23 protein-coding genes are annotated in these 24,988 nt (G+C 50.3%); 12 read left to right on the top strand and 11 right to left on the bottom strand.

Translation table 11 applies throughout. From position 1 onward, the window contains the following. Positions 1-45: 45 nt before the first annotated feature. The 3 genes from Q4526_RS01120 to Q4526_RS01130 form a co-directional block, all read right to left on the bottom strand. A complete protein-coding gene (locus Q4526_RS01120; RefSeq protein WP_215974869.1) occupies positions 46-1,587 on the bottom strand; it encodes an MFS transporter in 1,542 nt (513 codons plus the stop codon). 146 nt (positions 1,588-1,733) lie between these two features. Beyond that, positions 1,734-2,099, bottom strand: coding sequence for a PilZ domain-containing protein (locus Q4526_RS01125; protein ID WP_215974870.1), 366 nt, complete (start codon positions 2,097-2,099; stop codon positions 1,734-1,736). Between the two features lie 23 nt (positions 2,100-2,122). After that, complete coding sequence (locus tag Q4526_RS01130; protein WP_215974871.1) at positions 2,123-3,865, bottom strand: DUF1631 family protein; 1,743 nt, start codon at positions 3,863-3,865, stop codon at positions 2,123-2,125. Positions 3,866-4,175: 310 nt separating this feature from the next. On the opposite strand from Q4526_RS01130, the gene Q4526_RS01135 reads away from it, so the two are divergent. The 4 genes from Q4526_RS01135 (at position 4,176) to Q4526_RS01150 (ending at position 8,477) form a co-directional block, all read left to right on the top strand. Continuing rightward, positions 4,176-5,651: a NarK family nitrate/nitrite MFS transporter gene (locus Q4526_RS01135; RefSeq protein ID WP_215974872.1), complete on the top strand. Its 1,476-nt coding sequence runs from the start codon at positions 4,176-4,178 to the stop codon at positions 5,649-5,651. Positions 5,652-5,736: 85 nt separating this feature from the next. Next, positions 5,737-7,458 carry a bifunctional protein-serine/threonine kinase/phosphatase gene (locus Q4526_RS01140; RefSeq protein WP_215974939.1) on the top strand — a complete coding sequence of 574 codons (1,722 nt, stop codon included), beginning with the start codon at positions 5,737-5,739 and terminating at the stop codon, positions 7,456-7,458. Between the two features lie 241 nt (positions 7,459-7,699). Further along, positions 7,700-8,152, top strand: coding sequence for a hypothetical protein (locus Q4526_RS01145; protein WP_215974873.1), 453 nt, complete (start codon positions 7,700-7,702; stop codon positions 8,150-8,152). After that, positions 8,145-8,477, top strand: a complete 333-nt coding sequence (locus tag Q4526_RS01150; protein ID WP_215974874.1) for a hypothetical protein — start codon at positions 8,145-8,147, stop codon at positions 8,475-8,477. The genes Q4526_RS01145 and Q4526_RS01150 overlap by 8 nt, the downstream gene beginning before the upstream one ends. Before the next feature lie 17 nt (positions 8,478-8,494). Here the strand turns inward: Q4526_RS01150 and Q4526_RS01155 are convergent, their stop codons facing one another. The 3 genes from Q4526_RS01155 to Q4526_RS01165 all read right to left on the bottom strand — a co-directional run bounded on the left by Q4526_RS01155 (position 8,495) and on the right by Q4526_RS01165 (position 13,763). Further along, on the bottom strand, positions 8,495-9,475 hold the full coding sequence (locus Q4526_RS01155; RefSeq protein WP_215974875.1) for a leucine-rich repeat domain-containing protein: 981 nt from the start codon (positions 9,473-9,475) through the stop codon (positions 8,495-8,497). A gap of 188 nt (positions 9,476-9,663) precedes the next feature. After that, entirely contained in the window at positions 9,664-12,645 is a 2,982-nt protein-coding gene (locus Q4526_RS01160; RefSeq protein WP_215974876.1) for a TonB-dependent receptor, read from the bottom strand. A 518-nt stretch (positions 12,646-13,163) separates the two neighbouring features. After that, complete coding sequence (locus Q4526_RS01165; protein WP_215974877.1) at positions 13,164-13,763, bottom strand: trans-aconitate 2-methyltransferase; 600 nt, start codon at positions 13,761-13,763, stop codon at positions 13,164-13,166. A gap of 492 nt (positions 13,764-14,255) precedes the next feature. Between Q4526_RS01165 and Q4526_RS01170 the strand changes: the two genes are divergently transcribed. Next, complete coding sequence (locus Q4526_RS01170; protein ID WP_215974878.1) at positions 14,256-15,257, top strand: LacI family DNA-binding transcriptional regulator; 1,002 nt, start codon at positions 14,256-14,258, stop codon at positions 15,255-15,257. Positions 15,258-15,278: 21 nt separating this feature from the next. On the opposite strand, the gene Q4526_RS01175 is transcribed toward Q4526_RS01170, so the two are convergent. The 3 genes from Q4526_RS01175 to rsmD form a co-directional block, all read right to left on the bottom strand. Continuing rightward, positions 15,279-16,436: an AGE family epimerase/isomerase gene (locus tag Q4526_RS01175; RefSeq protein ID WP_215974879.1), complete on the bottom strand. Its 1,158-nt coding sequence runs from the start codon at positions 16,434-16,436 to the stop codon at positions 15,279-15,281. Positions 16,437-16,546: 110 nt separating this feature from the next. After that, positions 16,547-17,032 (bottom strand): pantetheine-phosphate adenylyltransferase, encoded by a 486-nt coding sequence (coaD, locus tag Q4526_RS01180; protein WP_215974880.1) that lies wholly within the window; start codon positions 17,030-17,032, stop codon positions 16,547-16,549. 93 nt (positions 17,033-17,125) lie between these two features. Then, positions 17,126-17,710 (bottom strand): 16S rRNA (guanine(966)-N(2))-methyltransferase RsmD, encoded by a 585-nt coding sequence (rsmD, locus tag Q4526_RS01185; RefSeq protein WP_303609497.1) that lies wholly within the window; start codon positions 17,708-17,710, stop codon positions 17,126-17,128. Between the two features lie 74 nt (positions 17,711-17,784). On the opposite strand from rsmD, the gene ftsY reads away from it, so the two are divergent. From ftsY to Q4526_RS01220, 7 genes are all read left to right on the top strand, one after another. Then, positions 17,785-18,843: a signal recognition particle-docking protein FtsY gene (gene ftsY, locus Q4526_RS01190; RefSeq protein WP_215974881.1), complete on the top strand. Its 1,059-nt coding sequence runs from the start codon at positions 17,785-17,787 to the stop codon at positions 18,841-18,843. Further along, positions 18,840-19,505 (top strand): cell division ATP-binding protein FtsE, encoded by a 666-nt coding sequence (ftsE, locus tag Q4526_RS01195; RefSeq protein ID WP_215974882.1) that lies wholly within the window; start codon positions 18,840-18,842, stop codon positions 19,503-19,505. The genes ftsY and ftsE overlap by 4 nt, the downstream gene beginning before the upstream one ends. Next, positions 19,505-20,491, top strand: coding sequence for a permease-like cell division protein FtsX (gene ftsX / locus Q4526_RS01200; protein ID WP_215974883.1), 987 nt, complete (start codon positions 19,505-19,507; stop codon positions 20,489-20,491). The genes ftsE and ftsX overlap by 1 nt, the downstream gene beginning before the upstream one ends. Positions 20,492-20,673: 182 nt before the next feature. Continuing rightward, complete coding sequence (gene rpoH, locus Q4526_RS01205) at positions 20,674-21,534, top strand: RNA polymerase sigma factor RpoH (protein WP_215974884.1); 861 nt, start codon at positions 20,674-20,676, stop codon at positions 21,532-21,534. 70 nt (positions 21,535-21,604) lie between these two features. Then, entirely contained in the window at positions 21,605-21,979 is a 375-nt protein-coding gene (locus tag Q4526_RS01210; protein ID WP_215974885.1) for a DUF423 domain-containing protein, read from the top strand. A gap of 8 nt (positions 21,980-21,987) precedes the next feature. Continuing rightward, on the top strand, positions 21,988-22,689 hold the full coding sequence (trmB, locus tag Q4526_RS01215) for a tRNA (guanosine(46)-N7)-methyltransferase TrmB (RefSeq protein WP_215974886.1): 702 nt from the start codon (positions 21,988-21,990) through the stop codon (positions 22,687-22,689). Positions 22,690-22,716: 27 nt separating this feature from the next. Further along, a complete protein-coding gene (locus tag Q4526_RS01220; protein ID WP_215974887.1) occupies positions 22,717-23,508 on the top strand; it encodes a CPBP family intramembrane glutamic endopeptidase in 792 nt (263 codons plus the stop codon). Between the two features lie 12 nt (positions 23,509-23,520). Here Q4526_RS01220 and Q4526_RS01225 read toward each other — a convergent pair whose 3' ends face one another. Further along, positions 23,521-24,516, bottom strand: a complete 996-nt coding sequence (locus Q4526_RS01225; RefSeq protein WP_215974888.1) for a zinc-binding alcohol dehydrogenase family protein — start codon at positions 24,514-24,516, stop codon at positions 23,521-23,523. A 26-nt stretch (positions 24,517-24,542) separates the two neighbouring features. Then, positions 24,543-24,971 (bottom strand): CBS domain-containing protein, encoded by a 429-nt coding sequence (locus Q4526_RS01230; RefSeq protein ID WP_215974889.1) that lies wholly within the window; start codon positions 24,969-24,971, stop codon positions 24,543-24,545. Positions 24,972-24,988: the final 17 nt, after the last annotated feature.

Here is a 24,988-nt window from a genome sequence, read left to right on the forward strand (position 1 = left end):
CTGAATAGTCAGCCCTTTTGAATAGACGTGGATTTATCTTTAGCGTTAAGCGACTTGTGCCCTTCTCGCTTCCAAATCGGCTTCAATTTCACTCATGCGCTCAGAGCTGAGCGGGTAAACAATCAGCAATAAGACAGCGATAAAAGCAAAGACGGCCGGAATCCAACTCATTAGCAAAATCATGCCATCGGTGGTTTGCGCGATGGTGCTGGGGTCGGTGCCGACATAACCGTACGAACCCAGCACCACTAACACCAAAGCCCCGGCAAAGCCGCCGCCGGTTTTCTGAATAAAAGTGCCCGCCGAATAGAACAAGCCCGTGGCGCGTCGGCCGTGCTTCCACTCAGAGTAATCGGCAGCATCGCCCAGCATACTGAAAACCAGTACCGGCATAAATGCGGCAAAAAATTCGGCGGCACAACCGAGTATAAATAAGATTTTCACATCCCCCGCCCCTAAAAAAGAGATACAACCGGTCAACACACCACTGATCAACAAAGAGGCAATAAATAAGGCTTTTTTCCCCACTAGACGCGAAAAGTAACCACAGACTAGCGCCGCGATAATAGAAGTAATCAACAGGGCTATAAAGTAGCGACCGGTCAGGGTTGGATCGTGAATAAAGTGTTTGAAGTAATAGGCAATCACCCCATATTTAATGCCATTAAACAGCATGGTTAAAAAGCCAAGCCCGAGAATCATTAACCAAGGTTTATTGGTTAACAAATCGATCAGGTCGCGTTGCGATGGGGTGGTTTCACTTTCTGGTTTTCTAATCAGTTTTTGCACAGCGAACCAAGTGAACGCCATAACCACGGCAAAAAACAAACCTGAGTATAGATTGCGGTAGTAAAAGAACAGGGAGATCGACAACAGCGGCACCACAATAAACGGCAGGTTGCCCAATAAATCCTTAAGTTCTTGGCCCAGCGAGCCACTGGTCTTTGTCGGCTGCACCCGCTCTTTGGTAGTAAAAAAAGTCATTAAACACAACAGCACCAAGAGCGCCGCAAATACATACATCGTTTGCTGATAACCTTTAGCCTCATCACCCTGACCAAAAAAAGCGACTAAATCTGGGGTAAAGCCCATAACTAATACACCGCCTAAAAATGCCCCCGCAAAACGGTAACCAGAAAGTACGCTGCGCTCTTCATGGCTCGGTGTCATCACGCCCATAAGGGCCGAATAAGGTACGTTATTAACAGTGTAAGCGAGGGTTAAACCTATATAGGTGAAATAAGCCCATACCAACTTCATTTCTAAGCTGACATCCGGCGCGGTGAATGACAACACCATAAACAAGCCCAGCACCGGGGCTGACCACAAAACCCATGGGCGAAACTTGCCGTGCTTAGACTGAGTGCGATCGGCGATCATGCCCATCACGATATCGGTGATACCATCAGAGACGCGTACAATCAGCAAGAGTATGGCCGCTGCGGCCGCAGAAATACCTAAGGTATCGGTATAAAACACAGCCAAATAGGCCAGAGCACCGCGCCAGACTAGGTTAGCCGCGGCGTCGCCCATGGCGTAACCGCTTTTTTCCAAGAGAGAGAGCTTATGAGAAGAGGGTATCGCCACGTTTATCACCTCGGGCTTAGTCGTTTTTAATTATTAGTGCCTTCTGGGCATCTATTAGTAGAGGAGCTTAAGAGGCCTTCGGCTAAATGTACAGGCTTAAAACAGCGTTAACGATACCGAGAACCCTTTCTGGTAATGGTTGGCTATTATTGCGCCGCTAAACGCCGAGCGACCTCCTCTTTCCAGGCCTGAATGGCGGTATTATCCGACTCGAATAACGCAATCCCCACCTGATACCGGCCAACCGCCGAACGACACCACTTAACCTCACCGGTCAAGACAAAACGCACCTCTGGGTTTTGCAGCTGTATACACAACGGGTAGATATGACCTGCTGGCAAGGGACGATCTAACTCCACCTGCAAGCCATTAGCGGACAAGTCGGTAGAGCGGCTAATCACAATTTTAGCCGGCTCATTATCTTGGCCAGCTTCCAGCTCAAGGTAGACGGTTTCGGAGGCATTTAACCGATATTCTTGACGTTGATCTGGCGACGTTGTGGCGTGAGACATTTGCTATCTATCCTTTATCATTGTTATTCAGTGCGCCTTAAGCCACGCACAATATTCTCCAACCGATTTTCAAACCCTTGCTCCGGCTGATAAAAAACAGCCTTGCCCTGCAGTAAAAACTCAAGCAGCTCGTCGTATTTCAACTCGGCCACCTTAGTCCCCACCCGGTCGACAAATATATACTTACCCGTTGAGCGCAAGCTTACCGCCAATTTACAACGCACGGTTTTACCAGCTTCTGTAGGTAAATCGGCCCAGGTACCCAGGGTGAGCTGATCGATCAGGTCGCGCATGGCCTGTTCTTTAGCTTCGCGCTGTTCCGCTTCTTGCTGTTCGCGCTCTTGTCGTTCGCGTTCAATTTTCTCCTGCGCTAAGCGCTCCGCCTCAGCGCGCGCTTTGGCTTCAGCGACCTTGCGCTCTGCCTGCACTTTTGCCTTGGCCTGCTTAATCTCAAGTGCTTTACGCTCCAGCCTTTGCCGCTCAAGTTGTTTGACCTGAGCGCGGGCTTCAAGTTGTTGTTGCAACTGACCCATTCTGGCATTGACTGCCGTTAGCGCTGCCGACAAAACCGGCAGGTGGGGTATTTCATGGGCGATACCAGCATCAAAGCAAGCGGCAATCTCTGCCACTGACTTTTGCAACACTTTATGACCGTTACGGTTCACAAATAATAATTTGTCTGTGCCCGGCGCTTGCATTAAGAACTGACAACGCAAGCGCTGCTGACCATCATTAAATTCAATCCAATCCCCACTGGCAAACTGATGCTGCGCCGCTCCAGTTTGCAACTGTTTCAGGGATTCTGCATCTTCTGACTCTTGTTTTTTAGCGGCCTCCACCGTATCTATGGTCTGGCCTTTCAGCAGCGTAATCACCTGAGTCGACAAATCATCCAGATGGCTTTGGTAAACATCAGGTGTGCATACTTGATTGGCTTTGGCCGTTTCTAATTGCGATAGTAACGCTGGACCTTTTTGAAAGAATGCTTGCCGATCCTCCTCTGACTTTTCTGGGTTCAGTGCCCAGACCAGTAAGCGCAACGAACGCTCCCAAAAATTTCGCTCAGAATCGTGATCATCGCCGTTTATCAAAGCGAACTGCAAGCTTGGTAAAATGACCTCTTCGATAAACACCAGTGCTGACTCTGGCAGCATCCGTCGGGCAACCACGTGATTGTAAATATCGGTCACTTTTTGTTGCGCCGTGGCAGCCCGAATACGACCTAACTCTGAAACTTGCATGCGCTCGGCTAACATTGCTGCCTTATCCAACTCGCGGTCACCAAGTTTATTGAAGTCTTCAAGCGCTTGGGCCCAAACACTGGTGTCAGACTGCATAGCCCCACACAATAACTCGACACGCTCGACAAATTTTCTACCGCTGGCCCCTAAGCCGTTGTACCAAGTTTGCAAATGAAAGAAGCACTGATCGAGGGCGCGGCGGTTACCGTGCAGTACTGTTAGTTGCAACGATTCATCGCTCACCACGTAAGTAAGGATACGGTTCAGTAACTGCTCTTTATATGACTGCAGATCTTCTGGTACTAAAAGGTTGTCAGCCAAGGCCTTGGCCAACCACGTGGCGTACAGCCCAGCTAAACCCGCATTGCTCCCATAGGGTAAGGCCTGATAGGCGGGCCAGATATCTTCAGCTTGATAAAAGTCATGATCGACACTGTGTAAGGCAGAGACCGTTACAGGTGCTCGCTGATTAGTCGCGAGCCCAAGCAAGGAGCGGATCTCAGTAAATTTTTGGTTATCTGTCACACACTTCTCCGCGCTCGACCATAGAATTCAATAAACCCCCGTGAACCAGTTCCGTGCACCTGCGTGTTTTTTGCACCAGCCATGACCCCCTAAGCGCGCCCCAATATGCAACAAGGCCACCAAACACCACCAACACAAGCACCATTATATAACACTCACCTTGACCGGCCGCACAGCATAAGCTCAACGCGGCGCACCAATGCGCAGCATTGTGAGCTGGCACAACCATTGCTCTATAGCTGTTTTGCCATGTGCGGACACACATCACCGCAATGACAGTTTGCCCAATTTACCCGATGGATTTCGCGCAATGAACTCACAAAAGTTAAATTTAGTCGATCTTACCAAGGCCAATATCAGGCTTTTACACCTTACGTGGTTTGCCTTTTTTCTCACCTTTGTCGTTTGGTTTTCCCATGCGCCGTTGAAACCATTGATAATGGAAGCCTTCGATATGAGCATAGCTCAATGGAAGGCATTATTGATACTCAATGTGGCGTTAACCATTCCCGCCCGGATAATTATCGGCATACTGGTCGATAAATTCGGCCCGCGTATTGTGTACACTCTATTGCTCGCGGCCGGTGGTCTTATGTGCCTGGCCTTCGCCAGTGCTCAAAGTTACGAACAATTGGCCCTGTTCCGTTTTTTGCTAGGCTTTGTCGGCGCCGGCTTTGTTATTGGCATTCGACTGGTTGGGGAGTGGTTCCCTGCGCGCAATGTCGGCTTAGCCGAAGGCGTTTACGGTGGCTGGGGTAATTTCGGCTCCGCAGCAGCAGCTTTCACACTGCCTACGGTAGCGCTAATGTTTGGTGGCGAAGATGGCTGGCGCTATGCGATTGCCTGTACCGGCTTAATGGCATTGGCCTACTCAGTGGTCTTTTATTTGCGAGCGCGCAACACCCCCAAAGGCTCAACCTACTTTAAGCCCAAGAAAACCGGCGGCCTGGAAGTTACCAGCAAACAAGACTTCTATTTTTATCTGGCCATGAACCTGCCGATGTATATTATCTTAGCCGTTCTGGCCTGGAAGTTGTCCCCCGCAGGGGTCGGCTTACTGAGTCAAACCATGACTTATGTTATGTACTTATTATTAGCGGTGCTGTGCGGCTATCAGTTCAGCCAGATTTACAAGGTCAATAAAGAGTTGTTGCAAGGTGGCGCGGTAGCCGAGCACGACAAGTACAAATTTAAGCAAGTGGCCATTTTAGACTGGGCTTATTTTGTGACTTTCGGCTCTGAGCTGGCGGTCGTATCAATGCTGCCCGCCTTTTTCTTAGAGACCTTTGAGGGTATGTCACTGGCAGCAGCAGGGGCCTTGGGCGCCGCTTACGCCTTTATGAACTTAGTGGCTCGCCCTGGTGGTGGCTACATCAGCGATAAATTTGGCCGTCGACTATCCATGTCGATTTTTATTATCGGCCTTACTATTGGTTACTTCACTTTGTCACAAGTCAGCGGTAGCTGGCCGATTCCCCTGGCGGTTGCAGCAGTCATGTTTTGCTCGTTCTTTGTACAAGCCGGTGAAGGCGCCGTATTTGCCATGGTACCACTGGTGAAGCGACGCATGACCGGGCAAATTGCCGGTATGGCTGGCGCATTTGGCAATGTGGGTGCCGTAACATTTTTAACGGTTTACAGCTTTGTCGATGCCAGTACCTTCTTTATGGTCATTGGCGGCTCGGCGCTGATTATTTTTCTGATCGTGCAGTTTTTAGAAGAGCCGGCCGGGCACATGCACGAAGTCAACGATGATGGTTCAATCACTCAGATCGAACTTACCTAATATTAAAAACCATAATGCCGGCGCGTTTGCGCTGGCTTGGGGACGCGCTATGATGACAGGCAACGATAATTCTAATAGCGCGCCTATGGAACATTTACAGTCCTCTCTGGCAGTCAGCTTTGCTCAAATCAGTGCGGCTGGCCGCAAAGATGAAAATCAAGATACCGTCGGGGCTCGTTTCCCCGAGGGCGCCGCGTTAGCAACTAAAGGCATCGCTCTGGCCATTGCCGACGGGGTGAGCAGCTCCCAATCAGCCAAGCAAGCCAGTCAAACCGCGATCACAGGTTTTTTGGCCGACTACTACGCCACCCCCGACACCTGGCGTACCGGACAGTCGGCCAATCGTGTGATTCAATCGCTCAATCGATACCTTTGGAGCCAAAGCCAGAACAGTGTTCGACAAGAAGGCCATCTAACCACGCTGTCGCTGCTGATTATAAAAGGCGATAAGATGTTCACCTTTCACATCGGTGACAGCCGCATTTACCGATACCGCCACGGCAGCTTAGAGCAACTAACACGGGACCACAGTCAGCGTGTTGACCACAGCACTACTTACTTAACGCGCGCACTGGGAGCTGATTTATCCCTGGAAGTGGATATGCAATCTCACGAGATTGAGCGCGGCGACATCTACCTGCTCAGTACCGATGGACTGCACGATGTCATCAGTGCGCGCGACTTGGCGCAGCATATCGAGCAGACACCTAACCTCGACACCCTTGTTCAAGCCCTGCACGACACAGCGTTTGCCAATGGTTCACAAGATAATATCAGTGTACAGGCAGCACGAATCGATGACGTGGGCAGGCCCAGTGAAAGTGACGCTATTACTGTTTTATCGCGCCTGCCCTTCCCCCCGATACTGGACGTTGGCCAAAGTCTTGACGGCTTAACGGTGGAAAAAATTCTGCACGAATCTGAGCGCAGCCAGGTTTACTTAGTAAAGCGGGCCGATGGCACTTTATTAGTAATGAAAACCCCGTCTCCCAATTATCAAGACGATGCCGCGTTTATTGAGCGCTTTGTGCGCGAGTCCTGGATTGGCTCACGACTCAACAACCGCCAAGTAGTGCGAGTAGTCGAGCCCAGCCAAACACGCACCTGCCTGTATTATTTAACCGAATATATTCCCGGCCCCACCCTCGGGGAGCTGATTCACCAGCGGGCGCCTTTCGCCGTGGCCGATGCCATTGAGCTTGCCGAACAACTGGTTACCGGCGTGCGTGCCCTGCACCGTAAAGACACCCTGCATCAAGATTTAAAACCCGACAATATTGTTATGGGACGCTGGGGAGCCTGCTTGATTGATTTTGGTTCTTGCTGGGTTGCCGGCATTGAAGAGATGGCCTCACCCATTGCCGCCGACAAGGTGCTGGGGACACTGGATTATTCCGCGCCCGAGTACCGTTACGGTGGCCTCACCGGCCCGCGCTCGGATCAGTTCTCTCTCGCTGTTTTAGTCTATGAAATGCTAACCGGAAAACACCCTTATGGTGACGCCTACGGCAAAGCCATGTCGTTAGTACAATTTCAAAAGCTTACTTACCGGTCCGCCCTACAATTTAACCCCCTTGTTCCTGTCTGGCTAGACCGAGCTTTGGAAAAATCTCTTTATATACAACCCGCGCAGCGCTACGAAGCACTTTCTGAATGGTTGCGTGATATCAAACGCCCCAACCCTAACTGGCTGACCGCCAAGCACAAGCCCTTAATTGAAAGACACCCGGAGCGTGTTTGGAAAGTCGCGGCATTAGCGGGCTGGGCAATGGCGATTGCAGCATTAGTTTTTATTGCAACAAAATAAGATATTGACCTGCGGTAAGTATTAGATCTTTTTGCAACTGCCGAGCATAATTAGTTACATTTTTCGGGGTTAACGCTACCCATAATTTGACAATGCTTATAATTTGACCTGGCTCGCTAACAACTTGCCACACAGATGAATCAATGTCATTATTTTCATAATAATCAGGAAAATCGGTAGCAGAAGCTTGCTAGAACTTACACAGTCGACAACTCTAGAATAATTAAAATAAGGAATGATTATGTACATCTGGAAAACTGCCGCTCTCTCTAAAGACATTAAAAACCATAATGTCAATCAAAACGAATGGCGTAAATACTACTTAGCAGCTTCAATATTTGTGACAATTGCCATTTATCTCACTGCATTGACACCTCACGCTAGCCTAATGGCGGTTTTGATTGAAGCGATTGTAATGATCGGAATTCTTATTTTTGGGGTAAGTTTTACTTACCATTCTAATAAAGGTGACGATGGTACTGATTATATAGCAAGAATGACGGCCCTAGCACTTCCTATCTCGGTCAAAGCATTTGTCATCTCTTTAGCCTTTGGCGTCATCATTGGAGTATTGAGCCAAGCTCTATCAATCTCTGCAAGCTCCTTTGACTGGCTGATGCTTGTCTTTGGGTCAATAATACAGGTTTGTATTTTTTGGCGCCTTAACGAACACATAAAATTTATTAATGCGTAGCAGACACGTTAGATTTCTAACACTTTGGGTATTGCTCGCGCCGGTACTCAGCGCATGCGATAAAGACACCACCTTATACACCTCTGGCGATAAGCCAGAGCTGGTAATGATTGCCATCAATAATAGCGACGAAGTATTTACTTCAATACACAAGGAATCATTGAGTATCGAGGCGTTGTCTACCGAGATAGCGCGATTATTAAACAACGACACTGATTACAGATTTGTGATTCAGACAGATAAAGGCGGCTCGGCTTATAAAGACAGCGTTATACAATCTTTAACAAACAGCGGCGTTAAAATAGACTATATCGCCGCCCCATAAAACCGCCTTTAACCTGATTATTCTTTCACGATTACGGTATAGCTTTTTTCAAAATCCTCAGGTTTAACAAAATAGCCGCCCTGTACCACAACACCACTACCTTCTTGCCATTTCACTTCAGAGCCATCAATTGTAGATTCAGGCAGAGTAAACCCTTCAAATCCTTCGTTAATTTTGAAAACCTCTTCGCCAATATAATTAAGACTTGCAGGCAATTCCACCTGAGTTAAGCGATTGGCGAGAAAGGATTTATAGCCAATAGACTCTAACCCCTCCGGCAATTCGATACTGGTTAAGCGATTATCGCGAAAAGCACTATCCTCAATAACTTTAAGGCCGGCCGGCAAGTCTACGTGGGTGAGAAAGTTCACATTAAACGCACTGTGCTCAATGGTTGTCAGCCCAGCGGGAAAATTAACCTGGATAATACGGTTATTCTGAAAAGAAAACTCGCCAATAGAAGTCGCCCCCGCCGGTAGATCAACGACAATCAAACTGTTGTCGCGAAAAGCACTATCGCCTACAGCGGTTAGTCCATCCGGCCAAGTCACTTCAACAACACTATTCGTGGCAAAAGCCCAATCAGCAATACGGGTAATTCCCGCGGGAAAATCCACATGGGTTATGCCGTTAAACTCAAATGCTCCCTCTCCGATAGTGGTAAGACTATCGGGCAAATCCACCTCGGTTAAACGATTATTCTGAAAGGCAAAGTTGCCAATAGAGGTTAACTCTGCAGGGAGCTTCACACTGGCTAAACCTTTAGCTTGAAAAACTCTATCGCCAATCCCAGTGATTTTCTGGTCATCCAGTGTACCGGCAATAACAATATTTGGCCGATAATTTTCACCGGCTTGATCGGTCAACGTAGAGGCGGTAATAACACCACGGACAACCGTCACGTCAGCATCGGTGAGGCTATAATGTTTTTGTTCTTTAGCATCAACGGCAAGCGAAACAAATATCACCGCACTCAACAGTACTTTAAAAATTTTCATACTCTATAGTTCCCGAACACATTGTGAGTAATAGCAGACAGCTTTGGAGCCAAATTTATAATAAGTGGCTCAAAGACACTATGCCGTACTGGATACGGCATAGTGTCCACGAACATTCAATAAGATTTGTACACAACCTAAGCGTCTGCATTGATCATTTAAAACATTAACGCAGTAACACTAAAGGCCTACCAACGATAACTAGCACCAACGGTCACACGACGATCAGTAAGACCTTGGAAGCACAACAATGCGCCTTCATTAACACAAGACTGCTCCACTTTAGACTCCGTTAAATTGACCGCTTCAATACCTATATTGAGCTGGTCAGTTACATCGTAACTCACGCTAGCATTAAGCTGACCGCGGTCTTCTTGTACTACCGGAAAGCCCCACGGGTAGTTAAAGGTGCTACCGAAGTCCTCTGAGCGATATGCTTCACGCCAGGTATAACGCATACGAGCCGACAGCCCGTATTTTTCATAGTAGAGCGTAAAGTTATAGGCATTCTCAGACAGGTCTATCAATTGCTGTTTTGCGGAAACGTCTATATCATCGTTGCCCGTTGATGCTGCAAAGATTGCGCTGGCACGGCTTGTCGCTGTATCAACAGCCTCGCCGCCAGAAAATTCCTGAAAGGTGTAGTTTGCCAATATACCGAACCCTGACGCCCAACCAAGCTGATCCTCAAATCCTGCCAGGTCGTACTGTATTGCCAACTCAACCCCTTCCTGAGTTGTCTCACCAGTGTCGTTGATAGTAGTGGCCCATGGCACACATACACCGACACCTACAGGGCCAAATACGTTGATATCCGCGATAGGATTCCAGATCCCCCCCTCTTCACACTCAGGCCCGACAATATCCCGGTAACCAGTTTCTGGATCTTCGTAGGGGTTATTTTGCTGACCTACATGCAAATCTTTACGGGTTTTATGGAAGTAGCCGATGCTTAATACACTTGCTTCAGCAAAGTACCATTCAGCAGAAATATCGAACGAGGTAACCTCTTCTGGAGTCAGCCCCGGATTTCCCACCGCCACAGAAGTGTTAGGGCTCAGCGGGTAAGTCACTGAAGTTGAGAGGTCGTTAAAGTCCGGACGACGGATGTCTTTACCCCAACCCGCCCGCAGCACGATTTCATCAGTCAGGTCAGCCACAATGTTAAGTCTGGGCAGCAAGAAGTCGTAATCGCGAACAGTCGTAACGAGTGAAACCGTCGGATTTCCATCACCATCGGTTGTGGTCGAGTTTCCGGTTGAGGCAACTTCCGTTTCCAGATAACGCAGACCGATATTACCGCGAATATAGTTAGTAGAAAAATTGGCCTGTGCGTAAAGTGCGTTGGTAGTTTCTTCGATATCAAAGAAGGCATCGACTTCCGAGGTTGGTGCGGTAACTGGTATTGAGCCGCCATGAGCGGTTACGGCATCATTGAGCAAACTCAACACGTTATCCTGATCGGCAGCGATCATATCTGGGTTGATCATAAGGAAGTCTTGTACAAACAAATCCCGCCCGTCAGCATCGCCAAAGTTATCAGGGCCGGCGGTAAGCAACTCAGCGAAAAGATCGCCTGTTGGGCTGTCGTCGTAGTTGCGCAAGCTGACGTTAGCACGGATCTGATCCGTCATACTGGTGGCTTTACTGTAGCGATAGCCAAAATCCAGCGTGGTGAATACAGACCAGTCAAGATTGTATTCGAAATCGGTACGGAACGCATCTTCTGTGTTTTCGGTGAGATCCCGCGCGGTGTCTACCGAACGCAGCATATAGTTAGCCGGGTTCATCATATCTTCAGCGCTGGGAGCATTAGCCTCATCGAATGCAATGTCAAAAGCCAAGGATCCACCTGTTAAATCATACACAAACGGAGTTCCGTTTTCATTGGATGAATTAACCGCTGCATTAGGATTTATGAAGTTAAGCGTTGTGTTAATTTGAGGTTTGGTCGACTCCGATCTCGAGGATGACAACTCTACGGTGGTCTTTAAGTTTTCACCACTCCAATCACCGCCGAGCCTAAAAATTTCACTCTTAGTAACACGCGAGATGGTATCTCCGGCAAAACGTAAGTTCGGATCGGCCCCTCCGTCTTCAACAGGAATAACACCCTTGATTGCCGCCTGAATACTGCCAAGGTCTTGACCACCTAAAGAGCCAAAGTCTACAGTTTCGAATTCACTAGGCACCGACACGCCAATCAGATCACTGACGCCCGACGCTTGCACGGCGACACTTTCTGAGTATCGCTCTTGATCATTGACGATACTGTCAAAATACAAACGCATATCATCATTGGGTTCCCACTCAAGTGAGCCGGAAAAATTTACGGTTTCATATTCGAAATTATCGTAATCTTGATTTAAGAATTGTATGCCAAGAAAATCGAAATCTTGCGCATTGGCGGTGCCGCCATCGGAGGTGACAACATGATCCCGGTCTACGCGCGGTCGGAATGCAGTAACATCTTGCTCAGCATAGCTACCACTAATCACAACACCAAAGTTACCAGCACTTGTCTCCCAGTTGTCGCCATAGGTACCAGAGAAACGTGGCGTCATCCCATCATCAGAGAGGCTGCTTGACTCCCCTTGAATTCTAACCGCCGCCAGAGTTTCATTTAGCTCAAGCGGGCGAATGGTTCTTAAATTTATAGTGCCACCAACAGAGCCTTCAATCGTTTTTGCATCGGGCGCTTTTGTGACCTCAACCGCTGAAATAATACTGGCTGACACATCATCAAAACTGATGCCGCTTCGCCCGGCCCCCGAGCCCACAGTCGATACGCCGTTAATCTCGGTTCGGTTAGCATTGGTGCCACGTATTTGAACACCGGTACCCACACCGGCGGTTCGGGTAATCTGGATACCGGAAACATTTTCCAGCACCTCGGCTAAATTCTGATCGGGTAATTTACCGATATCAACCGCTTGAATCACCTCAACTAAATTATTCGACTCGCGCTTTTCGGCGAGCGCATTGGTTAACGAGCTTCGCATCCCGGTAACCACAACCTCTTCAATCTTACCGTCTGCTTGCGAGCTTTGGCTCTCTTGAGCGATTGCAGTTGGCGCTGTTAAAACAGCAACTAAAGCCGTACTACAAATCAAGGTTTGGGATCTATGGCTTTGCAGTACCTTATTGATTTTATTTAATTTAATTTTCATAAACTCCCCTTTTACGGCGTGGTGCCGTATTGGTTTTTATATAAATAATTGGCTTTCATCCATGGCAACCCTATAAACCGATTTACTAAAACGTTCTACTAAATCGATTTATCAGACAAATTAACAGCTTGGGAGTTAAAGTCAAGGCCATTTTTCAGCCAAATAATTGTATATATAAATCGACAAAGGAAGATCAATAGGCATGAAGAACATGCTTGAACACCCACAAAGAAGGCCACCGAGGAAGATATGGAGCGCTCAAACCACTGACATTTCAGTCCTTATTCAGGGCCACGACGGCTCAGGCCAAAACGAATCGGGAGATAAAATGGAAGCTCCAGCAGGAGTAAACAGGATGGTCGAACAATACTTGGACGACTGGTGAAAACGTATTAAAAGCTGGGAATCGAGGCTTTCACCACTATTATAGGGCGGCTCAAAATATCTAGGTTATGGAACTGAAGACAAACACCTAAAAGATAAATACCTTCGTTTTTACCCTTATCAACGTACGCCTTTTAGGCTTTTTGTACGATAATGTATGCATGAAATTCTGGGTGTTGATCAAATTCAAGATGCTTGCATATGCACCCAAGCTCCATTAATACAGATAAGAAGCCGCTCGTGCCCAAGGTTGAATAGTAGACCTCCGGGCCCATAAAACTGTCCGTGTGATCATCAGGCTCGTCCGTTCCTCCGAAAGAGAAGATAAACACCCCGCCTTTGTTTAAACTCTCGACGATTTTGGTAAGAACACGTCTCTGCTCATTCAATGGAATATGCCAAAGACTATCCCACGCTGTAATAAAATCGTATTTTCGAGGTATAGCCCACGTACAAATATCTTTATGGTAAAAGGTAAGTTCTGGATGCTTCTTTTGGGCCAGAGAAATTTTCTTTGCAGATATATCCACCCCTTCTGGGGTAAAGCCTTCAGCCAATAACAAATCGATAAATCTGCCCGTACAGCCACACCCAATATCCAACGCCGTACCGGTGGTTTTAACAAAAGAAACAGCCTTCTTGTGAGGTTCTATACCATTTAAAAGATTAAACTTCTCACTCTGCCATAAGTGCGTGATTTGATCGTAGGCCTTGCCAATATCAACCGGATTCATAACGTCCCTTACAGCCTGTCACAAAAATCAAACGAACATCATCTAGGTGATGTTACTAAAATGGGGCAAGTTCACAGTCGTACAGCAGCTCATTTTTACCGTCCGAACGTTAAACTCTCTTGAATATTCCCATGCTTTACATGGGTTTGTATAGTTCAGCACTTTCACCTCCAGATGCCTGACCTAATGTACCCACTAAAGTGAGGCAAGCTCAGGTTTATTTTAGTGGGTCAGCTTGTATAAAGAAGGTTAATGCACTGAAAACGCCCACAAGCTAGCCTGGATTTTGCGCATGAGCGACTTGGTTACCTTTTGCAGTAAAAAGCACCTACTCCAAAAGTCGAAATCTTATTTTCATCCCAGCGATAATATGTTGCCGAGAAAGCCAGATGGTTGAGGCCCGGCGTATAACCTAAGAGCCACCAAGGCCAACCCACTCCCACCAGTATGCTAATATCCCACCACACCAACAAAAAACCAAACGAGCCTGCCGTGTCCAACATTCGAGATGTAGCCAAAGAAGCTGGGGTTTCCGTCGCGACGGTTTCGCGTGCGCTTAGTGACCCCCATAAAGTGTCGCAGGCTCGGTTGGACAAAGTGCATGCGGCCATTGAGCGGGTGGGCTACCGGCCGAATATGCTGGCACGCAGCTTTCGTTCAGCGAAAAGCCATACCATAGTGGTTTTAGTACCCAACATCACCAACCCGTTTTCAGCGCAAATTGTGCGGGCAATCGAAGAGCGCGCCCAACAAAAAGGCTATGCGGTTTTGTTGGGCAACACCCACGGCCTGCCCGAGCGAGAGAAAGCCTATGTGCAGCGGGTAGAAACGCGTATGGCCGATGGCGTTATTCAATTGCATCCCGATAACCCAAGCTCACCTCTCGCCATTGGCGAGGACATACCTTATGTCAAAGTGTCTGACTGCGAAGCCAGCTCCGGACCGCGAGTGCGAATCGACAACCGCGGCGCAGCGCGCTCTGTGGTGGAGTATTTAATTTCCCTCGGTCACCGCCGAATTGGGGTTATTTCCGGCCCTAGCACAAACCCTCACACTAAAGACCGCTTAGCGGGTTTTTATGAAGCGCTAGCGGTCGCTGGTATAGAGCACGACCACGCATTACTTGCCGAGGGGGATTACACCGCTTGGTCGGGTCTCAACAGCGCCAAGCAGTTTTGCCACATGACGCCACTGCCAACAGCGGTGTTTTGTATGAATGATGAAATGGCAATTGGGGCGGTCCAAACCTTTAAAGCGCAAGGGCTAAAAGTGCCGGAAGATATTTCGGTAACTGGGTTTGATGATATTAGCTATGCGCGCTATTGCGACCCGAGCTTAACTACGGTGACTCAACCGGCAGATGAAATGGGCCGCTTGGCGATGGATATACTGTTGCGCCTGCTCGACGGGCAAGAGCTGGTACAACAAGAAAATGTATTACCGGCGGAATTTGTGATTCGTAAAAGCACCACGGTTCCCGCCAACAATTCCTAATCCACTGTCAATTGGCGGTGATTATTTGGCTTCGCGACCGGCCAGGAACGCTTGCAGATGCTGGATCAAAACCATTAAATGATAAAGCGTACTGGCCGGTGCGGTATCGACTACGATTTCATCGTCCGCGCCGCGTTGATCCACATAAGTGCCGGGAGTTATGCCACACAAATAATAGGTGAAAAGTGACTCAATACCGACTGCGGCCAATGCTTCTGCCTCTGGATCACCATGCTCGGCCATAACTAGGCAAGCTTTTATCATCTCTGTCAGCCCCCAACAACGCTTAGTCTGCTGTAAAATGCCACCTGCAGCGGTGACAGAATCGCACACTAAGCCACTATCACTTTGGTAGCCCAGCTCATAGGCACGCCGATACAATATCTGTAAGTAGTTGCCTAGATCGCGGCCAGATAAGCGCTGATACCAGTCCAACAACCACACCCACTCAAACATATGACCAGGCTCGATAATTTGGCCATCAGCCCCGCTGGCCAGCCGCCAATCCGAGAAAAAGTACTCTTGCAATACACCTTGCTTGGCACAGAAAAAAAAACGCTCGAACAAATCGAATATATGCCCTGCACGCAGCAACCATTGCCGATCGCCACTGGCTTCATACAGCGCCATAAAAGCTTCGAACAAATGCATATGGGGATTTTGCCGGCGCCACTTATAAACGTAATTGCCTTCACTCCAACCGCCGTAAGGTGAGGCAAAAGCTCGATCTAGGTACTGCATTAATGCATCAGCCTTCGCTAGCACCGAGGCGTCTTTTGTTACACGGTATTGCCAAGCGTAGGCGAGCAAAAAAAAGGCGTGATCGTACAAGTCTTGATCGAAATCGCAGACTTTAAACTCGGGACTGAGCAAGCGAGGGAAGCCTCCACCAACACTTGGCTCGACTTGGCACGTCTCGACAAACTTCAACATACCCGCACCGATTGCTGCACCGTCAGCACACCACCCCAAGGCTTCACAGGCGGTAAAAAAGAATGCTTGGCGGGCCTGAACTCGCACCCGTACATCCGCTTGAGTATCGGCCTGCCCGTGTGCGGTCAAACGCTCTACACTGGCACCCAGCTCAGGGTGAATACCGCGCTCGAGCCAAACGGGAATCGCGTCTCGCTGCACCCAGTGGCTCAAACGTTGTGATTGATATGTTAGATTGTGTGACATTAGACCTACGGCTTTTTCAAAACAGCGCTTTTAAACGAGGGCAGCATAATGCCCAACAACGCCCTCAACTGCAATTCAAACCCGCGCGTCCACCAAACACCCCTTCAAGGCTAGCGGCGCTCTTGGAACTTAGATTTAAGAGCCAGTTCAACCTCGGGCGTGACAAATTTACTGACATCACCGCCTAGCGCGGCGATTTCGCGCACAATGGATGAGGAGATATAAGAGAGGTGCTCCGCCGGAGTTAAAAATAAACTTTCCATTTCCGGGTCTAGGGCCCGATTCATATTGGCCAGCTGAAATTCGTATTCAAAATCCGACACCGCACGCAAACCCCGCAATACGCCATGGGCACCCTGGTCGTTAACGAACTCCACCAACAAGTTATCAAAACCACACACCTCGACATTATCCAAGTGCGCCAGCGTCTCTTGCGCCAGCGCCACCCGAGCTTCCAGATCAAACAAAGGTTGCTTTCGGGTACTGGCTGCCACAGCGACGACGACATGATCAAACAGGCGGCAAGCGCGCTCTACCAGATCTTTGTGGCCATTGGTGATCGGGTCAAACGTGCCCGGGTAGACGACCTTGCGCATAGCATTATTCTCAATTGGGGTTTTAAGGGGCGGATACTACAAAAATCATCAGCGCGTTACCAGCCCGACCACTCGCCGGGTGGTTATTCAGTCTTATAGCACCCGAAACAAAGCATAGCAGACCCGGCCCGCCTGCTTTTGCCGGTGCACTTGCCAATTAACTGGCACCTGATAACGCGCCTCAAGCGGAGATTCAATGTACACCCAAGCCTCTGACGCCAGCCAAGGGGCTAACGCGTCAATGCAGCTTTGCCACAAATCGGCGGCAAAGGGTGGGTCGAGAAACACCACATCGAAGGGCTCTTTAGGTGCTTGGGCCAGCGCGACCAAGGTGTCGCCTCGGCGCAAGTGTGCCTCGGGCGCCTGCAATAGCTGCAAAGACTCGGCGATGGCTTTGGCCGCCGCGGGGTGCTGTTCCCACAACTCCACCAAACTGGCCCCGCGCGAGAGCGACTCCAGCCCCAACGCGCCGGTACCGGCGAATAAATCCAGGCAGCGCGAACCCGGCAACCAAGGCGCCAACCAATTAAATAGTGTTTCGCGAATGCGATCCCCAGTGGGGCGCAGCCCGTCTACATCGGCCACGGGTAGCTTGCGGCCGCGGTGACGACCGCCAATAATGCGCAAAACTTGCGGCTTTACGATGGTTTTTTTTGCTCTTGCCCGCGATTTGGACACAACGGTCTCTCCCTACTCCTGAGAAGTGGTAGGATAGCGCCTTTGTTGATTCTCCATAAGGGTTACCTGCACCCATGTTTTTCAAACGCTTTAAAAAAGGCGCTCCTGAAGAGCCCCAAACCGACATCAGCCAAAAGCCTGAGCCCAACACACAAGAGTCCAGCGCTCCAGAGCCTGCCACTCAGGCTTCCGAGCCACCGGAAAAACCCGCCAAAGAGGGGTTTTTCGGTCGTATTAAACGCGGTTTGTCGCGCACCAGCGGGCAGTTTTCTGAGGGCCTCGGCAATCTATTTTTGGGTAAAAAAGAAATCGACGACGAGCTGCTGGAGGATATTGAATCCCAGCTGTTGGTGGCCGATGTGGGCATGGAGGCGACCGAGTCCATCATTGCCGATCTCACCGACCGGGTAGCGCGCAAGCAATTATCTGACCCACAAGCGCTGTTCACCGCCCTGCAAGAAGCGCTGGGCGAGCTACTCGCCCCGGCTGAGGCACCACTGAGTATCGATACCAGTCACTCGCCGTTTGTGATTTTAATTGTCGGCGTCAATGGGGTGGGGAAAACCACCACCATCGGCAAGCTGGCCAAACGCCTGCAAAACGAGGGCAAGTCGGTGATGCTGGCCGCGGGGGATACCTTCCGCGCCGCCGCGGTGGAGCAGCTACAAGTGTGGGGCGAGCGCAATGCGGTACCCGTTATTGCCCAGCACACGGGCGCTGACAGCGCCTCGGTTATTTTCGATGCGGTACAAGCGGCTAAATCGCGCGGCACGGATGTCGTCATCGCCGATACCGCCGGCCGTCTGCACAATAAAGACCACCTAATGGAAGAGTTGTCCAAGGTGCGTCGCGTGATGGGCAAGCTCGATGACAGTGCCCCGCACGAAACCCTACTGGTACTGGATGCCGGCACAGGCCAAAACGCCGTCAGCCAAGCCAAGCACTTTACCGAGGCCGCGGGCGTCAGCGGTTTAGTCTTAACCAAGCTCGACGGCACCGCCAAGGGCGGAGTCATTTTTGCCCTAACTAAGCAATTTAATTTGCCGGTGCGCTTTATTGGCGTGGGTGAAAGTATTGACGACCTGCAACCCTTCGCCGCCAAACCCTTTGTTGAGGCCCTGTTTAACCGGTGATTCAATTCAGCGGAGTCAGCAAGCGCTACGCTACCGGGCAAGACGCCTTAAGCCGGGTGGACTTTCATATTGAGCGCGGCGAAATGGTATTTTTAACCGGCCACTCCGGCGCCGGTAAAAGTACCCTGATGAAGCTCATTATGTTGATGGAACGCCCCACCAGCGGCCAAGTCGTGGTGGGCGGGCGCAACACTGAGCGTATCCGCGCCAAACAGATTGCCCACTACCGGCGCGATATCGGCGTCGTGTTTCAGAACCATCAATTGTTGTTCGATCGCAGTGTATTCGACAATATCGCCTTGCCCCTGCAGGTGGCGGGCTTTCAAAACGCCGACATTGGCCGCAGGGTGCGGGCCGCTCTGGACAAAGTCGGACTTCTACACAAAGAGCGACAAAACCCCATAACGCTATCCGGCGGGGAACAGCAGCGCGTTGGTATCGCCCGCGCGGTGGTCAACAAACCCGCATTGGTACTGGCCGATGAGCCCACCGGCAACCTCGACCCCGAGTTGTCGGCCGAGATTATGAATTTGTTCCGCCAGTTTAACGAGCTGGGGATGACGCTGGTAATCGCCACCCATGACATCGACCTCATCGAACGCATGAACCGGCGAGTACTGCATCTAGAGCAGGGCCGGGTCGTCTCCGGCGGGGGCGTATAATGGCCCGCCCCAACCAAGTACCCGCTCGCCCCAAGGGCGCCATTCACAGTAAAACCCAGTGGCGCGACCGGCTAGAAGCCTGGCAGGCACACCACAGCACCTGCGCCATTGAAAGCCTTATCCGGCTAACCCGCTCCCCCCTGCAAAGCTTGCTGACCTGGCTGGTGGTCGCCATTGCCACTGCTCTACCCGCCACCTTGTATGTAGCGCTGCAAAACGTACAGGCATTGGGCTACAACTGGCAGGACTCCAGCCAAATCTCCGTGTTTATCAAGCGCCAGACGGCCCCCGAGGCCATAGAGCGTTGGCGCACGGAGTTGAGCCAACAGGCGGGTATTGAGCAGGTAGACTACATCAGCCCCTCTGATGCCCTGGCCGAGTTTCGCCAGCATTCTGGGCTCGGTGAGGTTTTAAATGATCTAGAGGAAAACCCTCTGCCCCCGGTTCTTCTGGTGCAGCCGCGGGCAGAGGCCAGCCAAGGGGCCGCACTGGAGCAACTGCTGGCATCACTTAACGATCACGCCCTGAGCGATGAAGCCAAACTGGACATGATGTGGGTACAACGGCTGCAGCAATTGATCGATCTCGCCTCGCGTGGCGTATTCTTTCTAGCGTTGCTCTTGGTGCTAGGTCTATTGCTGGTCATTGGCAACACCATTCGTTTGGCGATTGAAAATCGCCGCGATGAAATCGTGGTAGTGAAGCTTGTCGGCGGAACCGATGCCTACGTGCGCCGCCCGTTTTTGTACACCGGACTCTGGTACGGTTTAGGCGGCGGAGTGATTGCGCTGATTTTATTGGCCTTAGGCTTGGGATGGCTGTCGGTACCGGTGGCAAAACTTGCCAACCTTTATCACAGTGAGTTTCACCTGCAGGGGCTTAACTTTTACACCAGCTTACAGTTGGTGCTATTGGCCGGCTTAGTAGGCCTCGCTGGCGCCTGGTTGGCAGTGGGGCGTCATTTACGCGCCATAAAACCAGAGTAAACAGCCGGTTTTATCCCCCGCACCCACTCAACTGGGTAAAGATGTACTAAGCCCTTGAAAAGACTACCAAAAGATGGGAACTTTTGGTTATTGGCAGTCTCCAAGTAGTAATGCTAGACTAAACGACCCCAGATCGAACGGTTTGGGGACAACTTAAGGTTAAATTTCGGGAGTTTACGAGTATGGGCACTAGCCTACAGCCATTGGGGAATCTATCGCCAGGGGCGAACCTCAACGCCTATGTGCAGGCTGTCAGCGGTTTTTCCGTCTTATCCCAAGAGGAAGAGAAAAACCTCGCTGAAGACCTTTACTACAACGACAATGTCGACGCGGCGCGGCGCCTAATTATGGCCCATCTGCGCTTTGTTGTGCACATTGCCCGTTCCTACAACGGTTACGGCCTACCCTTGGGTGATTTAATCCAAGAGGGTAATGTCGGCCTTATGAAAGCGGTAAAACGCTTCAACCCAGAAAAAGGCGTGCGCTTAGTTTCTTTTGCCGTGCACTGGATTAAAGCCGAAATACACGAATTTATTCTAAAGAACTGGCGCATTGTCAAAGTGGCCACCACCAAGGCCCAGCGCAAATTGTTCTTTAACCTACGCGGTGCGAAGAAGCGCTTAGCGTGGCTAACCAACGATGAAGCTAAGGCCGTGGCCGAAGACTTAAACGTTGAAGTTAAGCATGTACGCGAAATGGAAAGCCGCCTGTCTTCTTACGACGCGGCTTTCGACGCACCGGAAAACGAAGACGAAGACAGCCACTTTGTGGCCCCAGCCCACTACCTAGAAGACAAGCGCCAAGATCCGGCAGTGCAATTAGAAGCGGCCGACTGGGAAGCGACCAACGTCAATGGGCTTGAAAACGCTATGGCTCAGCTGGATGATCGCAGTCGTACCATTTTGCAACGCCGCTGGCTGAGCGATGGTAAATCCACCTTGCATGATCTGGCCGCCGAGTATGGCGTATCCGCTGAGCGCATTCGCCAGCTGGAAAAAAACGCCATGAAAAAAGTAAAAACCATGATGGAAGCGGCTGCCTAAACCCCGCCCACTGTCACCGGAAGGCCGCGCCCTGCGCGGCTTTTTTGTTTTAACCTAAAGATAACCCACCATGCCACAGCTGATACTCGCCACCGCTGCCGCCTTCGGCTTAATCGCTGTCGCCCTCGGTGCATTCGCTGCACACGGGCTCAAACATAAGCTTGCGGACAACTTACTATCAGCCTTTCAGACCGGCGTTGAGTATCAGATGTACCATGCGTTGGCGCTGTTAGCGTTGGCTATTTTAGTTAAACTAACACCGGGCAATTGGCTCACGGCCAGCGCCGGGCTGTTTATACTAGGTACACTGCTGTTCAGTGGCAGTCTCTACGCTTTAGCACTCACTGGCGCCCGCTGGCTGGGGCCCATAACTCCCATTGGCGGCCTGTGCTTTATGCTGGGCTGGATTTGCCTGTTTATCGCCGCTTTTAAACACCTTAAGTAACCCACACCATGACCGAAGAATTTCGCCCCGAATACAAAAAAAAATCCATTCGCAGCTTTGTCATCCGCGCCGGCCGCATGACCGACGGCCAAAAAAGAGCCTTTGAAACCTATTGGCCTCAATACGGTGCCAGCCTGTTCGAAGGCCCCTTAAATACCGAGCAATCGTTTGGCCGGGAGGCACCACTGGTGCTGGAAATTGGCTTCGGCATGGGCGCCTCTCTTCTAGAGATGGCCCAAAACGAGCCCGACAAAGATTTTATCGGCATTGAAGTTCACCCCCCGGGTGTCGGCCGTCTAATTCAGACCGCGGGCCTGGCAGAGGTAAAAAACCTTAAAGTGTATATGGCCGATGCCACGGATGTGATGGACGACTGTATTGCCGACAACAGTTTAGCCCGCGTACAAATTTATTTCCCCGACCCCTGGCATAAAAAGAAGCACAATAAGCGGCGTATTGTGCAGCCAGAGTTTGTGCAAAAAATTCGACAAAAATTAGCCGTTGGCGGTGTTCTGCATTTGGCCACTGACTGGGAAAACTATGCTGAGCATATGCAAGAGGTGATGGAGGCCGCCGATGGTTACGCCAACACCGAAAGCGCCGGCGGTTTTAGCGGGCGCCCCGACTACCGCCCGATCACCAAGTTTGAAGTGCGCGGCGAAAAGCTGGGCCACGGCGTGTGGGATTTAATTTACCAGCGCACGGTATAAATTATTGCAGTACCGCAAGGAATGCATATGCCCCACCCACTGCTAACCCGCCCCAACCTTAGCGCTGCCCTACTTGCGGCGGCGCTATTTGCTTACCTTTGCGATGCCTTGCCCCTGGCTATACTGGCAATGCTGTTTGTCTTTAATACCTGCCTGTTTGCCTTAACGGCCTGGCACCCATCGCCAGACTATCGCTGGCATAGGCCGGGCAAAGTGGGGCTGTGGCTATTCGGCCTGGCTCTCGGATTTTTTATTGCGCTCTACCGACCAGAAGGTTTTCATTATCCGCTGCTCTATCACTTTATCAGCTTAGATTTTACGCTGTACGCAAACTTGGGCAAAGGATTAGCAGGAATCCTGGTAATCACCTGGCTATGGCCCGTGACCGGCCGCGCTAAAAGCCTCAGCTTAAGCCTTGTGCTGGCGCTACTGGCGGCGATTATAATTTTAGCGGCGGCTTACATCTTAGGCGTAGCTTGGCAAGTCAAGCTGCCCGCAGGTATTGTGTGGTTCTTACTGATTAATATCGGTATTACAGTACTCGCCGAAGAGGCGTTTTTTCGCTTACAGTTACAACAACAATTGACTCAGTTATGGGGCGATGGCCGCCTGGCTATTGGCGTAGCAGCCATCGTTAGCGTGATCTTTTTTGCATTAGCACACCTACCGCCCGATCACCCTTACTTTGCCCTCTATGTGTTAGCCGGCAGCTTATATTGCGCGGTGTTTACCTACACTCGCCGTTTTGCCATGGCGGTGATAACTCATGCCACGGTTAATATCGGCCATTTTATCTTTTTGGCGTATCCTTTAAGTTAAACCGCAGGCTGATCACTCAATCTCAATACCCGCCATAACCAGCTTACCTAACATTCGCCCACTCGCCACTTCACTCAACGCTTGGGTAACAACCTCCGGCGTCATAGGGCCCAAATCTTGTGCCAAAGTGCTTTGCAGCAGACCGTTATCCACAGCCGCTGCCACCTGATGCAAGATTTTCTTCTGCTGTTTAATATCGGACGTATTAAACAGTGACCGGGTAAACATAAACTCCCAGTGTACCGATACACACTTGCGCTTAAAGGGCATGATATCCAGCGCCGATGGATCGTCAATGACACCGAGCTTACCTTGAGGGGCGATAAGCTCAACAATGCTTGGCAAATGTTGTTCGGTATGGGTTAAGGATGCCACCAAAGGCACGGCACCGATGCCTAGCTTTTTTAACTCGACATCAAGAGGCTGGCTGTGATCCACGATTATATCGGCCCCCATACGCTCAACCCATGCACAGCTTTCAGGGCGCGATGCGGTGGCAATCACTTTAAGACCAGTGAGCTTTTTCGCCAGTTGAATTAACATGGAGCCCACGCCGCCAGCACCACCGATCACCAATAAATAGCCCTCACTATCGCTGCTTGCGCCAAAGCGGTCAAACAGTAATTCCCATGCGGTTATCGAGGTTAAAGGCATGGCCGCAGCCGCGTTAAACGTTAAACTTTGCGGTTTATGAGAAACGATACGTTGATCCACCAAGTGCCACTGACTAAAACAGCCGGGCCGGTTGATAGCACCGGCGTACCAAACCTCATCACCCGGCTGAAAGTCCTGTACTTGGTCGCCAATAGCTTCCACTATACCAGCGGCATCCCAACCCAATATTTGCTGCTCGCCCGACGCCGGTGTAACACGGCTACGGATTTTTTCGTCCACCGGATTAATACCAACGGCTTTTACTCGCACCAGTATGTCTTGGCCCCTTGCCACAGGTTTTTCACAGTTGAGATAGCGCAGTGTTTTATCTGCAGTAAATCCAATAGCTTGCATATTAATCTCTGTTGCTTTGAATGGCTTTAGGTTTTCGCTCGGGCTTTGGCATAGGCTGCGCCCAAGGTCCGCATAATATCGCGCCAAGAGACAATACCCTTCACATGCCTTTCATCATCGATAATGGGGATGCACGATACCGATTGCTCGTTAAACACTTGCACCGCTTCGGGTAGGCCTGCGTCGGGCGTCAAGGTGGCTGGATTGCGCGTCATAATTTGATGGGCTTTTTTGTTTAAGCTCGCCAAGTCTTTGGTTGTTTCTGCCGCAGTGCCAATATTCGGGCTCAACGCCCGCAGCAGGTCACGATCGGATATAACGCCGACCAATTGCTGTTTGTCCACCACCAACAGATGATGAAAAGTCGTTTTATCAAACAAGTGCTGTACCGTTTTCAGGGTGTCATCCATCTCGACCACGACCACCTTCGACGACATAAATTCGGTAACTTTCATAAGCACTCCTTACTGTG

Source organism: Gilvimarinus sp. 2_MG-2023, from assembly GCF_030547685.1.
In the GTDB taxonomy this organism is placed as follows: Bacteria; Pseudomonadota; Gammaproteobacteria; order Pseudomonadales; family Cellvibrionaceae; genus Gilvimarinus.